The organism is Marinobacter denitrificans (assembly GCF_008795955.1).
GTDB classification, from domain to species: domain Bacteria; phylum Pseudomonadota; class Gammaproteobacteria; order Pseudomonadales; family Oleiphilaceae; genus Marinobacter; species Marinobacter denitrificans.
Genome location: NZ_VMHN01000001.1, coordinates 136,037 through 150,493 on the forward strand (window position 1 = coordinate 136,037; position 14,457 = coordinate 150,493).

Consider the following 14,457-nt stretch of genomic DNA (forward strand, 5'->3'; position numbering starts at 1 on the left):
GCAGGAGTGGGTGGGGAGCGCTTTCCAAAACACGCTGTAAATACGTCCATGTACGCTTGGGCTCCGCCATCCATGGCTCCGCACAGTTTTGGAAAGCGCTCCCCACCCACTCCCCGAACTTTGCAGATGCCTAATGGCAGGAGATGACAGATGAGAATTGGTGTTCTAGGTGCTGGTCAGCTCGGGCGTATGTTGGCGCTGGCTGGGTACCCGCTGGCCAAGACGTTTGTTTTCTATGATATGTCGGGTAGTCCCAGTGCAGGTCTGGGTGAAGTGATTATTGATCGAGACGGTCAGTATCTGGACGATTTTATCTCCCGTGTAGACCGGGTCACGTACGAGTTCGAACACTTACCGGTTGATGTAGCCGAGCAAATCGCGAAAGAGAAGCCGGTTCACCCCTGCCCCCGGGCACTGCAGGTTTGCCAAAACCGTGAAATGGAGAAAACCCTGTTCGGTGAGCTTGGTATCCCGACACCCGAATGGAAAATCGCGGACAGCGCCCAATCCCTGCAGAAAGCTGCAGAATCGCTAGGATGCCCGGTGGTCGCAAAATCCAATACCGAAGGATATGACGGTAAAGGCCAGGCAGTTCTCCGCTCTCCGGAAGAAGCCGCAGCCGCCTGGCAGTCCATTGGCCACCCGCGCCTGATCGTCGAGAAATTCGTCGAGTTCCGCCGCGAGGTTTCCATCATCGCGGTGCGCGCCGAAGACGGCGAACTGGCCTTTTACCCCATGGCAGAAAACGCCCACCACGAAGGCATCCTGCGCTACTCTATCGCGCCGGCGCCGAAGCTGGAGAAGCACGTTCAGGAAGATGCCGAACGCTACATCAAGGCGTTGTTGAACGAACTGGACTATGTGGGCGTACTGACCCTGGAGCTGTTCGAGACGGCCGATGGACTGGTGGCCAATGAAATGGCGCCAAGGGTACACAACTCCGGCCACTGGACCATTGAAGGCGCTATGACCAGTCAGTTCGAGAACCATATTCGGGCAGTAAGCGGCCACCCTCTCGGCAGTACCGACCCGCGCGGTGTCAGTTGCATGATCAATATCATTGCCGAGCACGGCGACATTGAACGAATCCTCGAACTGCCTTACGCTCATGTACACCTCTATAATAAAGGCGAGCGCCCGGGGCGGAAACTTGGACACGTGACCGTTCTGGCCGACAGCTACGAAGAATTGGTATGGCGGGTAAAAAATTGCGCGCAGTTTTTACCCGGATGTCCTGAGTTCAACAGCACGCTCACGGCAAGGGGTTGATATAACTCAAAGCGCCCCTATATTTACAAGTCGACATACACATAAACAGAGAGAATCAGGGAGAACGACCTCATGGCATTTGAACTTCCCGCACTGCCTTATGAAAAGAACGCACTGGAACCGCACATCTCTCAGGAAACTCTTGAGTATCACTACGGTAAACACCACAACACCTACGTTACCAAGCTCAACGGGCTGATCGAAGGTACGGACAACGCCAACAAGTCGCTCGAAGACATCATCAAGAGCGCCAGTGGCCCGCTGTTCAACAACGCAGCACAGGTCTGGAACCACACCTTCTACTGGCACTGCCTGAGCCCGAACGGCGGTGGTGAGCCCACCGGGGCTGCCAAGGATGCTATCGAGAAAGCGTTTGGCTCCTTCGAAGACTTCAAGAAAGAGTTCAACGACAAGGCCGCCAACAACTTCGGTTCAGGCTGGACCTGGCTGGTAAAGAAAGCAGACGGCAGCGTCGCCATTGTGAATACCAGCAATGCCGAGACACCGCTGACCACTGCCGACAAGCCGGTACTGACCGTTGATGTCTGGGAGCACGCCTATTACATTGATTACCGTAATTCGCGCCCGAACTACCTGGAAGCGTTCTGGAAGCTGATTAACTGGGATTTCGTTAACGAAAACCTGGCGTAACAACGCTTCTGATCTCCCTGCTCGGAATGCAGCAGGGAGCAGGCGCCTGAAGAAGAAATGCCCGCTGAACTGCGGGCATTTTTGTATCTGGACGGAAACAGGCATTACAAAACGATACACCTGAACCCTGAAATATCTGGAAAAATTGCCGATACTGAAAGCAGTAACGGGAACTGATCCATAGTTTTACAAAACAATAGACCGGGAGCCCCCTCGCCCCCTGGAATGCGGTGCCGGGTCTCAATCAGTTGGAACGAATTATACAGGCTTCCATGCAAAATTCCTTTGAGGTAGAACATCGCCTGGGGTACCGGGTACTGCGATGGGTACTGGCTGTTGCGCTGATCAGCGGGATTCTTGTCAGTACCATTCAGGTTATTCTGGATGCACGGCGCGTATCGGCCTCACTTGACGCCCAGTCGGAGCAGACCATGGCCCTGGTCAGGGACGCCTCCACCCAGGCCGTTTTCAGCATCGATGCTGATCTGGCGCAACAGGTTGTCGATGGCCTGTTTGCCCAGGAATCCATTCATCTGGCACGGATCACCCATCCGGACGGCGAGGCTCTTGGCTATCGTAATCGGCCGCTCAAGGAAAGTGCGTTTCGTCCCATTACCGATCCGATTTTTGGTGCCGAGCGAACCTACCGTCAGGAGCTTTCCCGCAGCGGCAATACCGGCCGCCGAAACATTTATGGCTATCTCGAACTTCACTATGACACAGGGCCATCTACCGGCACCTGGCTTGAGCGTGCCTCGGTCACTTTCGGCTCAGGTATCGCCATTGCCGTTATTCTTGGAATGGTATTGTTCGTCGTCTTCCATTTGCTGCTCACCCGTCCGCTGCTGCGAATTGTCCAGTCCGTCAAGCAGGTGGACCCGGACCACCCTGACGACAACCTCATTCATCTTCCTCACGGCCATCAGAACGACGAGCTCGGGCTCTGGGTAAATGCCACCAACAACCTGCTGGTGGCCATTGGTGACAGCCAGACCCGCCACCGAGAAGCAGAAGACCGGGTGAACCGGCTCGCCAGGTATGACCAGTTGACCGGCCTGCCCAGCCGGGACACCTTTATGGAGCTACTGCAAACGGATATTGAAGAGGCCAGGGACGATAAATCCGTCCTCTCTCTTATTTGCTGCGGCATTGACGACTTCAAGTCCATCAATGAACAGTGTGGCTTCCGTACCGGTGACCTGATCCTTCAGGCCGTCGCTGATCGCCTCACCCAGCTGCTGGGGGGCACCCGTTTCACCATTGCCCGCCTGGGCAGCGACCAGTTTGTTATCGTAGAGAAAGGGCTGCGCGACGGATTCCAGGCAGCCAATACCGCCGATCGCATTCTTGCTACTCTTAGCAACCCGATGATGTTTGACGACCAGACCGTTACCATGACGGCAACCCTGGGCATTGCCCTGTTCCCGGGCGATGCCGAAAAGGGTGACAGGCTGTTGCAAAGTGCCGAGCAGACCATGGCGCTGGCCAAGGAAAGCGGGCACAACTACTTCCAGTTCTACGTTGCCAGCGTTGACCAGGAGATTCGTGAGCGAAAGCAACTCGAGAAAGATCTCTCCGTCGCCTTGAGCAATCACCAGTTCCACCTCGTCTACCAGCCGCAAATCAACCTGGAAACCCGCCGCATTATCGGCGCCGAAGCACTGATCCGCTGGGAGCACCCGCAAAAGGGACTTGTCCCACCAGACCACTTTATCCCCGTGGCTGAAATGAACGGCACCATTGTAGAAATCGGACAATGGGTGCTTGATCAGGCCTGCTGGCAGGCGGCCCGCTGGGCCAGTGACAGCATGCCCCTGCGGATTGCCGTCAACCTGTCGGCGGTACAGCTCCGCCAGGACTCCATCGTGGACGACATTCTCGACACCCTGAAGCGGCACAATATACCCGCCGGCAGGCTGGAGCTCGAGGTGACCGAGACCAGTTTCATGACCAACCTGGAAGATGCGGTGGATAAACTGAAGCGCCTGCACAGGGCCGGCATCAGCATCGCCGTTGACGATTTCGGAACCGGTTATTCATCGCTGACCTATCTCAAGCGGATGCCGGTACAGCACCTGAAGATCGACAAACAGTTCATCCGTGACCTGCTGGTCAACGAAGAAGACACCCGAATTGCCAATACCATTATCGACCTTGGCAAGAGCCTGAACCTTACCGTTGTGGCGGAAGGCGTGGAAACAGCGGAACAGGAATACTATCTCGCCCAGCGGGGATGCCAGCTGGCGCAGGGGTATTACTTCAGCAAACCACTCAAACCCCACGATTTTGAGAGGTTCGTTGCCAGTTTTCACAGTAAAATCGCTGAAAATAACGCCTGAGATCCGTACCACCCACCCTGATCCCTCTGCACGCAAGGAGTTGCCATGGGAACCACACTGATCGGCCTGATTGTTATTGCGGTCGTTGTTGTCTATATCGTCTTTATCTATAACCGTCTGGTTTCCCTGCGCAACCAGTTCAAGAACGGGTTTGCCCAGATTGATGTCCAGCTGCAGCGCCGTCATGACCTGATTCCAAACCTGGTGGAATCTGCCAAGGCTTACCTCTCCCACGAGCGCAATACGCTCACCGAGGTGATGCAAGCCCGCAACAATGCCGTCAGTGCCCAGAAAGACGCGGCCGGCGACCCTGCAGATGGCGGCAAGATTCAGCGCCTCGGCAGTGCCGAAAATATGCTGTCCAAGGCCCTTGCCAATTTTTACGCGGTGGCTGAAAACTACCCGGAACTGAAAGCCAATGAGACCATCCAGCAACTGATGGAAGAACTCTCCAGTACCGAAAACCGCGTTTCGTTTGCACGTCAGGCCTACAACGATGGCGTGATGAGCTACAACATCTTCCGCGAGCAGTTCCCCAACAACATCGTGGCGGGACTGTTTGCCTTCAAACCATCCTCCCAACTGGAACTGGAATCCCCTGACGCCCGCCAGGCACCGAAAGTCGCCTTCTGAGGCCTTTTGTTATGTCGCACACGGGATTTTTCCAGCGCCAGGCCAGCGCTCGCCGGAATACAGGGTTACTCGTTATCCTGTTTCTGGCGGCCGTGGCTCTTATCACCCTCAGCGTCTGCCTTGTGGGTTATCTGGTTACCCGCAGCGAGACCACCGGCCTCGCGTTTGCTGAGTGGCTGCTCAGCCGTCACGGGCTGTTAACGGCACTTGCGGTGGTCGGGCTGATCGGAATTGGATCGCTGATCCGCTGGGCCGACCTGGCCGGTGGCGGTGAACGAGTGGCAAAAATGGTCGGCGCCAGGGCCATCGACCCGGACACCCGGGATGCAGACGAGCGCAAATTGCGCAACATCGTTGAAGAGATGGCTATCGCCAGCGGCGTGAGCGTTCCTGGCCTTTACGTGATGGACCACGAAACCGGCATCAACGCCTTTGTAGCCGGCTACACGCCCGGTGAAGCCGTAATGGTGGTAACCCATGGCGCCTTGACCCAATTAAGCCGTGACGAACTTCAGGGCGTGGTGGGCCACGAGTTCAGCCATGTTCTGAATGGTGACATGCGGCTCAACGTTCGCCTTATTGCCATTCTGGCCGGCATTCTGATGGTCGGGCAGATAGGCAGCTTCCTGCTGCGTGTGTCTTTTTCTGGTTCTCACCGCTCAGTACGAACATCACGCAACAGCCGGGGCACGGCAATCTTCGGGCTGGTAGGGCTGGCATTGGTAGTGATCGGCTACGTCGGTGTGTTTTTCGGACGGCTGATACAATCGGCCGTCTCACGGCAGCGGGAAATGCTGGCGGATGCCTCCTCGGTTCAGTTTACCCGCAATCCCGAGGGCATCGGCGGGGCTCTGTTCAAGATCGGCCTCAAGGGTGGGTATCTGGACACCACCAGCCACGCCAGCGACATGAACCATATGTGTTTTGGCGAAAGCACCCGAATGAAGTTTACCGCCCTGCTGGCTTCTCACCCCCCGGTGCAGGAGCGCATCGAAGCCATACAGCCGGGCCTGTTTGCGCGGCTTCGCAGCCGCCTGAGAGACACAGAACCGGAGGGAACACTGCGATCCGCCCGCTCAGGCACTTCCGGCTCCCCGCTTCCAGAAGCCACCGCCGGGTTTGGCCCCGGCACCACGTCACCGCTAAATAGCCGACCACCGCAAAAAATCTCGGACAGTGTAGGTACCGTTAACCAGCGCAGTGAAGACTTTGCGGTGACACTCCTGAGCAGCCTGCCTTCCACTTTTCGCAACCTGCTATACACCCGTGCTGGTGCTGTCCAGTTGTGTTATGCACTCCTGGTTTACCAGTTGCCATCGCAGACAAGAGAGCAACGGCTGGCATTGATTGAAGGGGGCTCTATCCTTACCCCCAACCGGGAGTTATTGAGCAAACTGTTGCCTGCCCTGGAATCGTTGGGCCCGGGTGTTCGATTCCCTGCCCTGGAACTGGCCATGCCTGCCCTGCGCAAACTGGATCCGGACGAACGCGCAACGCTGATGGCCGGCACCGAAACCCTCATCAAAGCAGATAACCGGCTGAGCCTCTTCGAACTGGCCATGCACACCTTTCTGCGCCGCCACCTGGCTGAAGACTCGGCGCGGGTAGTGCCAGTGCGTTATCGTAGCTACCGGCCTGTGACAACCCAGTTACAGGTCGTATTCAGCCTGATGGCACGGGCGGGTGCAGAAGATGGTCGTAACAGAGAATCCCTCTTTGACGAGGCCATGGCTGGCTTCATATCAAACGGGGGGACACCGGAGCTGCTTACAGAAGTGTCAGTTACGCTGCTGAGACAGGCACTGCTGACGCTCAACAGCCTGTCGCCCCTGCTTAAACCCGGCATCATAGATGCCTGTGGCCACTGCGTCATGGCCGACGGCAACGTCAGCACCAGCGAGTACGAGTTGATCCGCCTGATAGCGGATCAGCTAGACTGCCCGATGCCACCACTTAGGGCCTAGGCCAGGAGCCGTTGAGGGCTCCCGGGGCAGGCGCCCGCCAGGAACCTCAGTCATTACTCGGATTGAACAGCGACTCTTTCGTAGGTGGTCTCTCGGGGTCAGGCAGCCCCAGCTTGCGCCGCACCCCGAGATTGATCTCCCACAGGCTCTGGAACTTCTTATCCGTAGCGGCGATCGACTCAGCCTTGCCAAGCATGATGGTAGGCCGCAGGAACACCAGCAGATTACGCTTCACCCGACGCTCCGACTCCGACGAGAACAGACGGCCGAGCACGGGAATATCCCCCAGCAGCGGCACCTTGCTCTTGTTGATCTGAAGGTCGTCCGTCGTCAGACCGCCAAGAACAATCGTTTCTCCATCATCTGCCAGCACAGTGGTCTTGATTTCACGCTTGTTGGTAATGATGTCCGAAGCTGACTCCACGCTATCGCCAATGTTCTCGGTGGTCTGCTCTACCACAAGACGCACCAGGCCGTCTGCGCTGATGGTGGGCGTCACCTTCAGGGTCAGGCCGATATCCCGGCGCTCGATGGTGGTAAAGGGATTCGTGGTGCCGTCACCGGTGACGGTGGATTGTCCGGTACGGAAAGGTACGTTCTGACCGACGATGATTTCAGATTCCTGGTTATCCAGAGTAATGATGCTCGGCGTCGACAGCAGGTTTGCTGCGGCGGAGGTCGACAGCGCCTGCAGCAGGATACCCCAGGAAATTCCGTCCTCATTACGTTGACCAGCCCCGAGGGTAATGCCCCCCGTGGCGGGCTCGATCAGTGAGTCTGTCAGGATGGCGCCAAGTACATCCCCCAGGCTACGGCCAACGTTGTTGAAATTGGTTCCGGCCACCGGGGTGGACTCACCCGATTCGTCCCCAACCGCAAGCTGAACCCCAAGGTCCTGACCCAGCTCGTCGCTGATCTCGACAATGGCCGCTTCGATCATCACCTGGGCACGTCGTACGTCCAGGGCCTGCACGATCTGCTCGGCTTCCTGCATCATGGAGGGTTCGCCACGCACCACCAGGGCGTTAAGCCCCTCATCGGCGAAAACAGCAAAGCCCGAGTTGCGGCTGCTGCCAGAGCTACTACCCGCCGAGCCATTCGAGCCGGAAGATTCTTTGGCCAACTCCCCCATCACACCTTTCAGAATTTCCGTCAGGTTTTCCGCATCCGCATGGCTCAGGCGAATGACCTTGGTGGTGCCGCCGGTGGCAGAGGGCTGGTCAAGCTTGGTGATCAGTGAACGCATCTTGTCGCGGAAAGTCTCGTCGCCGCGAAGAATCAGCCGATTACTGCGCTCGTCCGCCGTGACACTGTATTTGCGGGCGGCATTCTCACCGCCGCCCTGCCCGAGCTCATCCGGTGCCAGTTCCTGCAACAGTTCCACCATGTCGCCGACCCAGGCTTCCTCCAGCTGAATCACTTCCACTTCGTACTTCGAGGGACTGTCCAGCTCCCGGACAATTTGTTCAATGCGGCGGATATTCGACGAATGATCACTGACAATCAGGGCATTGGCTGCGGCAACGCCAGCCAGGTGGCCGTATTTTGCCACAAGCGGCCGCAGAATGGGCACCAGTTCCAGAGCGTTGGCGTTATCAATCTGGATGACCCGGGTGATCAGTTGTTCCGAGGGCACCTGAGTAAACCGGTCAAGCGATTCAGCGGACTGTTTGGCATCCACCTGCTGCACCACCTTGATCACTTCCTCGCCGGGGATCGCCGTAAACCCGTGCACCTGAAGGACAGCAAGAAACAGATCGTAAATCTCATCCTTGTTCATGGGGGCGCTGGAAAGCACTGTGACCTTACCCTTTACCCGCGGGTCCACCACGAAGCTGTAACCGGTAATGTCAGCCACCTGGGTGACAAACGCACGAATGTCGGCGTCTTTGAGGTTCAGCCGCCAGGTCTCATCCTGGCCGTAAGCGAGCGACATAAGGGGCAGCAACAGGGCCACAACGAAAGCCCGGAATAGATTGGATCTGTGGTTCAGCATCTGGCGTTCTTGTCCTGTATTGTTAAATCCGTTCAGCGCCACTGTTCAGGTATGGCATAGCTTACGGTCAGAATGGATCCGTCCCGTTCAATTTCGATTTCAACTTGCGGCTCAGACCGCCAGTTCTCCAATAGCGCCGCATCCTGCTCAAGGTCGCCCAGGCGCTGGCCGTTGACGGCGGTAATCACGTCACCGGCCTTGAGGCTGACGGCATTGAGCATGGCATTCGAGCCATCGTAAACATACCCCGAGCTGCCGTCATCGCCTGCCGGGCTGAGCCCATAAGGGGCAAGTGCCGCAACACCCTGGGAGTCAAGCTGTTCCCTGGCGTCACTCAGGAACTGTTCGGGCGAAGAGGTTACCGGATCTTCCTCAACATCCTCAACCAGGCCTGCTGGTATCTCATCATCAAAGGTCAGGCTTTCGTACTGGCCATTACGACGAATCAGGACCCGGCCAGGTTCCACCTCTGTAAGCTCTGCATTGCCGGGCAAAACGTCACCCACGCGATAATGCTCTGTTACCCCATTGCTTCCCGCCACTATAGCACCGGAGTCTTCCGGGCGCTCTGCAACCAACACCCCCTCAAGCCGGAGATTAAGCCGGGTTTCCGGTGCCGAACGGCGAACCACTTCAGCCACTCGGGCTCCTTCTGCGGGCTGGCCGAACAACTGGTGGGCTGCCATGGGTTGCAGGCGGGCTGACGTGGCGGTGGCTGCGGAACCAGCCGCTGAAGCCGACGCCACAGAAACCGGGCGCTCGTCCCAGGCAATCAGCCACGTAGTCTGCGCCAACACCCAGGCAAGATAAACGACCAGGCCAACCAGTAGAAGATTGGCCAGCACTCGCGGTAGTCGCTGGCCACCGATGGCTGTTGCCACAGCCATCACAGCGCGCCTCCCGGAATCAGCGGCTGCCTGACCCGGAATACCACATCGTCGGGGCTGGCCGAGTCCGGCCAGGGCTGGCCTGCCAGATCCACCATGCGTTTGTACACCCTTAAATCCATCATGCCGTTCCAGCGTATTTCGGCATCAGCGGCGGGGCCACCACCACTTTCCGGTGCCACAACCAGCGCGACGCCATCAGCGGTACTGTCGAGGCTCGCTCGCATGGGCGGGAAATCGGCCCGTCCGACGGTGTTACCCATAGGCCACGTGACTCTGCCGCCCGCCCATCGGCCAAGTCCATCAGCACCGGTGAGGCGCCCGTCCTCCCAGGACAGCACCAACTGATCGATGGTGACATCTCCTTCGATTACCGCGCCACCGCTACGACGGATCATATCCTCGAACTCGGCCACAGTCAGCTTGCCGCTTGCGTCAAGAGTACCGGCCCCTTGCCAGTTGAGATTAACACGGCCATTAACCGAGGATTGTGATGTCGCCAGTGAAAAACCAACCGGCACCGCCAACTCAGTCAGTGACGGGGCGCCAAGCTGCCAATCCAGCATGACAGGATAGCCGGCAACCACGGCACCAGCCGCGCCGGACCAGGCTTTACCGGAAACCTGCCTGACCTGGATTTCGGGTGGCAGCTGAATATGCGCCGAAGCCTGGTGCCATAGCCAACCGGCAGGGACAAGAACCACCAGCGCAACCAGATAGATCAGTACACCAGCAAGGGTTAGAAGGAAGATCTTGCCAGGTCTGAGAAAGGCTTTTGCAGGGGTTTCGCTCATACAGTGTCACAAAGATGAATGGCCGGTTGCCGAGTCTAGCAAAGCCATTTCGCAAGTTCATGACAAAAAAACAAAAAACCCCGCGTCAGTGTGAACCAACGCGGGGTTTTTCATGGGTTGACGGGGCCATTTCTCAAAAAATGAGAAACAGTCCGGGTCAGGCCGGCATTACATCATGCCGCCCATGCCTCCCATTCCGCCCATACCACCCATGTCCGGCATACCACCGCCGGCACCTTCTTCTTCAGGCTCGTCCGCAATCATCGCCTCGGTGGTGATGATCAGGGAAGCCACAGAAGCGGCAGCCTGCAGGGCAGAGCGGGTCACTTTGGCCGGGTCAAGGATACCCATTTCCAGCATGTCACCGAACTCTTCGGTAGAGGCGTTATAGCCGTAGGCGCCTTCGCCTTCCATGATCTTGTTAACAACAACGGAGGCTTCGCCACCGGCGTTGGTTACGATCTGGCGCAGCGGAGCTTCCATGGCACGGCGCAGGATGTTAACGCCAGCCTTCTGCTCTTCGTTGATGGCGTCTACCTTATCCAGGGACGCAATGGCCCGGATCAGGGTTACGCCGCCGCCCGGTACAATGCCTTCCTCAACCGCAGCACGGGTAGAGTGCAGTGCGTCTTCAACGCGTGCCTTCTTCTCTTTCATTTCCACTTCGGAACCGGCGCCAACCTTGATGACGGCCACACCGCCAGCCAGCTTGGCAACACGCTCCTGCAGCTTTTCCTTGTCGTAGTCGGAAGAGCTGTCTTCGATCTGCTTGCGGATCTGCTCAACACGGGCTTCGATATCACCCTGGGCACCGGCGCCATCGATGATGGTGGTGTTTTCCTTGGTGATGTTGACGCGCTTGGCAGTACCCAGATCGTCCAGGGTGGTGTTCTCCAGAGTCAGGCCAACTTCTTCGGAAATCACGGTACCACCGCTGAGGATAGCGATGTCCTGCAGCATTTCCTTGCGACGGTCACCGAAGCCAGGCGCCTTCACGGCAGCCACTTTCACGATTCCGCGCATGTTGTTCACAACCAGTGTTGCCAGCGCTTCGCCTTCGATGTCTTCAGCGATGATCATCAGCGGCTTGCCAGCCTTGGCAACAGATTCCAGCACCGGCAGCAGTTCGCGGATGTTGGAGATCTTCTTGTCGACCAGCAGGATGTACGGGTCATCCAGCTCGGTGGACATGTTTTCCTGGTTGTTGATGAAGTACGGAGACAGGAAGCCACGGTCGAACTGCATGCCTTCGACCACATCCAGCTCGTCTTCCAGGCCACGGCCTTCTTCAACGGTGATGACGCCTTCCTTGCCAACTTTCTCCATCGCGTCTGCGATGAGCTGGCCGATGGTCTCGTCGCCGTTGGCGGAGATGGTGCCTACCTGGGCAATGTTGCGGCTGTCGTCACACGGCTTGGACAGGTCACGGATGGCCTGTACTGCAGCGATGGTGGCCTTGTCGATGCCACGCTTGAGATCCATCGGGTTCATGCCGGCGGTAACCGCCTTGATGCCTTCACGCACGATGGCCTGAGCCAGGACGGTCGCAGTGGTGGTACCGTCACCGGCGGTGTCGTTGGTCTGGGAAGCAACTTCCTTGACCATCTGGGCGCCCATGTTTTCGAACTTGTCTTTCAGTTCGATTTCCTTGGCGACGGATACGCCGTCCTTGGTCACGGTCGGCGCGCCGAAGGACTTGTCCAGAACCACGTTACGGCCCTTCGGACCCAGGGTTACCTTTACTGCGTCTGCCAGAACGTTAACGCCCTGAACCATACGTTTACGGGCGCTGTCACCGAATCTAACGTCTTTTGCTGCCATGTCTTCTATTCCTGTTCGTTAAACCCAATTTGATCGTTCAATCGGATTGCTGCGTAACCGAGTTTTACTCGAGAACGCCGAAAATGTCGTTTTCGCTCATGATGAGCAGGTCTTCGCCGTCAACTTTCACGGTATTACCGGCGTACTGGCCAAAGACCACGGTGTCACCAACCTTGACCGCCAATGCGCGGGTTTCGCCATTGTCGAGAATACGGCCATTACCTACGGCGATAACTTCACCCTGGGAAGGCTTCTCCTTGGCATTACCCGGCAGTACGATGCCACCAGCTGTTTTCTCTTCTTCTTCCTTACGGCGCACGACAACACGATCGTGTAGCGGACGTATTTTCATTGCTCGATATCTCCAATGTCAGGTTAGGTTTGGCAATGATGGTTGCGTTAAAAGCCGGGGCTTTTAACCAACTGTTTTACAGCGGTTATTAGCCCGCAGCGAACTTGTGAGACCTATGTGGGGGTGGCACATTCGTTTTCAATAGTTGGCGAAAAAAAATTTCACTTTTTTTTCGGTGAATCGTCATCATCGCGGTCCAGACGCTGATGATCGCGCTCAGTCTCATCCCGGTACTCCCCCTCGATGACGTCCTCGTTCCTGTCGAAGGGGTTCTGACGGCCGAACGGGCTCTCGCGGCCACCGAAAGGCCCCTGCCCCTCGAAAGGTCCACGTTGCCCGGCGGTAAAGGTGAAACTGCTGCCCCGGCCTGCCACAACCATGCGCTTGAGTGCCTGTGCGGCGAGCCAGTGACGGGAACCGGGAATCAGGCACAAAAAGCCGATCGTGTCGGTGACAAAGCCTGGCGTAAGTAACAGGGCACCGCCCACAGCCAGGATCAGGCCTTCGGCCACTTCCTTCGCTGGCAGCTCACCACTATTGAGTCGCTGGTTGGCCTTCAGCAAGGTGGCAAGCCCCTGCTGTCTCAGGAGGGCGGCGCCGATGACCGCCGTCAGCAATACCAGACCCACGGTATTGAGGGCACCGATGAGGGTTCCCACCTTGATCAGAATCGTCATTTCGACGATGGGCATTACAATGAACAGAAAGAGAAAAACGCCCAAAAGAGCCTCCCGGGATGCACTGTGTCTGGTAGCGGCGGCGGTAATAAGCTCTGGTATACTCGCCTCGCTTGTTCATTCATTACCTTAGGGCGAAACATGAAACTTCAAGATTCCGTGATTGCAATTACCGGTGGAGGCCAGGGCCTGGGCCGTGCCATGGCAGAATACCTGGCCGCCAGAGGCGCCCGCCTGGCCCTGATCGACCTGATGCCGGAGAAACTGGCCGAAGCAGCCGAAGCCTGTAAAAAAGCCGGAGGCGAGGCCAAAACCTACGTCTGCAACGTGGCGAAGGAAGAAGAGGTGGAGCAAACCTTCGCAGCCATCGTGGCCGACTTCGGGCACCTCAACGGCCTGATCAATAACGCCGGCATCCTGCGGGATGGCCTGATGGTGAAGGTAAAGGATGGGCAGGTTGAAAAGCGCATGGAACTGTCCCAGTGGCAGGCAGTCATTGATGTGAATCTGACCGGCGTCTTTTTGTGCGGCCGTGAGGCGTCCACGCAGATGATCAAGAATGGTGACCAGGGTGTGATCATCAACATCGCGTCTATTTCCCGCGCAGGCAACATGGGCCAGAGCAACTACTCTGCTGCCAAGGCTGGCGTTTCAGCATTGGTTCCTGTCTGGGCCAAAGAGCTCGCCCGATACGGCATCCGTTGCATGGGCATTGCCCCGGGTTTTATCGAAACCGAAATGACCGCTTCAATGAAACCGGAAGCACTGGATAAAATGACCGCTGGCATTCCTCTGAAGCGTATGGGTAAGCCGGAAGAGATTGCCTCTGCTGCGGCTTTTATCTTCGAGAACGACTACCTCTCCGGGCGCATGATTGAGGTTGATGGGGCGCTTCGGCTGTAGGCTTTCAGGTTTGCCTCCTAGCCTGAGGGGTTTGGGGGCTGGCTAGGGGGTGGCGGTATTTTTTCTTTGGAAAAAGAACTCGCTTCGCTCAGACATCTTTTTCTGGCAGAAAAAATACCGCCACCCCCCACCCGACTGAACCTTTGGTGGGATCGCTAAATAGATTTATCC

General features: G+C 57.2%; 12 protein-coding genes. 6 read left to right on the top strand and 6 right to left on the bottom strand.

The window, feature by feature from the left end; translation table 11 throughout:
* The first annotated feature begins 150 nt into the window (after positions 1-150).
* The 5 genes from FO268_RS00645 (at position 151) to FO268_RS00665 (ending at position 6,856) form a co-directional block, all read left to right on the top strand.
* The gene (locus FO268_RS00645; RefSeq protein ID WP_150988103.1) at positions 151-1,269 is read left to right on the top strand and encodes a 5-(carboxyamino)imidazole ribonucleotide synthase; all 1,119 of its coding nucleotides are present in this window, start codon (positions 151-153) and stop codon (positions 1,267-1,269) included.
* Between the two features lie 72 nt (positions 1,270-1,341).
* Positions 1,342-1,920: a superoxide dismutase [Fe] gene (sodB, locus tag FO268_RS00650; protein ID WP_150988106.1), complete on the top strand. Its 579-nt coding sequence runs from the start codon at positions 1,342-1,344 to the stop codon at positions 1,918-1,920.
* A gap of 272 nt (positions 1,921-2,192) precedes the next feature.
* On the top strand, positions 2,193-4,259 hold the full coding sequence (locus tag FO268_RS00655) for a putative bifunctional diguanylate cyclase/phosphodiesterase (protein WP_150988110.1): 2,067 nt from the start codon (positions 2,193-2,195) through the stop codon (positions 4,257-4,259).
* A gap of 45 nt (positions 4,260-4,304) precedes the next feature.
* A complete protein-coding gene (locus FO268_RS00660; RefSeq protein ID WP_150988113.1) occupies positions 4,305-4,892 on the top strand; it encodes a LemA family protein in 588 nt (195 codons plus the stop codon).
* Between the two features lie 11 nt (positions 4,893-4,903).
* On the top strand, positions 4,904-6,856 hold the full coding sequence (locus FO268_RS00665; protein WP_150988117.1) for a M48 family metallopeptidase: 1,953 nt from the start codon (positions 4,904-4,906) through the stop codon (positions 6,854-6,856).
* Between the two features lie 46 nt (positions 6,857-6,902).
* Here the strand turns inward: FO268_RS00665 and gspD are convergent, their stop codons facing one another.
* The 6 genes from gspD to FO268_RS00695 all read right to left on the bottom strand — a co-directional run bounded on the left by gspD (position 6,903) and on the right by FO268_RS00695 (position 13,428).
* Positions 6,903-8,852 carry a type II secretion system secretin GspD gene (gene gspD, locus FO268_RS00670; protein WP_150988121.1) on the bottom strand — a complete coding sequence of 650 codons (1,950 nt, stop codon included), beginning with the start codon at positions 8,850-8,852 and terminating at the stop codon, positions 6,903-6,905.
* Positions 8,853-8,884: 32 nt separating this feature from the next.
* Positions 8,885-9,739, bottom strand: a complete 855-nt coding sequence (locus tag FO268_RS00675; RefSeq protein ID WP_150988124.1) for a type II secretion system protein N — start codon at positions 9,737-9,739, stop codon at positions 8,885-8,887.
* Positions 9,739-10,533, bottom strand: coding sequence for a type II secretion system protein N (locus FO268_RS00680; RefSeq protein ID WP_150988126.1), 795 nt, complete (start codon positions 10,531-10,533; stop codon positions 9,739-9,741). Before FO268_RS00680 ends, FO268_RS00675 begins: the two co-directional genes overlap by 1 nt.
* Before the next feature lie 168 nt (positions 10,534-10,701).
* On the bottom strand, positions 10,702-12,354 hold the full coding sequence (groL, locus tag FO268_RS00685) for a chaperonin GroEL (RefSeq protein ID WP_150988129.1): 1,653 nt from the start codon (positions 12,352-12,354) through the stop codon (positions 10,702-10,704).
* A 64-nt stretch (positions 12,355-12,418) separates the two neighbouring features.
* Complete coding sequence (gene groES, locus FO268_RS00690; RefSeq protein ID WP_007155569.1) at positions 12,419-12,706, bottom strand: co-chaperone GroES; 288 nt, start codon at positions 12,704-12,706, stop codon at positions 12,419-12,421.
* 161 nt (positions 12,707-12,867) lie between these two features.
* Positions 12,868-13,428: an FxsA family protein gene (locus FO268_RS00695; RefSeq protein WP_150988133.1), complete on the bottom strand. Its 561-nt coding sequence runs from the start codon at positions 13,426-13,428 to the stop codon at positions 12,868-12,870.
* Between the two features lie 96 nt (positions 13,429-13,524).
* On the opposite strand from FO268_RS00695, the gene FO268_RS00700 reads away from it, so the two are divergent.
* The gene (locus FO268_RS00700) at positions 13,525-14,286 is read left to right on the top strand and encodes an SDR family oxidoreductase (protein WP_150988136.1); all 762 of its coding nucleotides are present in this window, start codon (positions 13,525-13,527) and stop codon (positions 14,284-14,286) included.
* Positions 14,287-14,457: the final 171 nt, after the last annotated feature.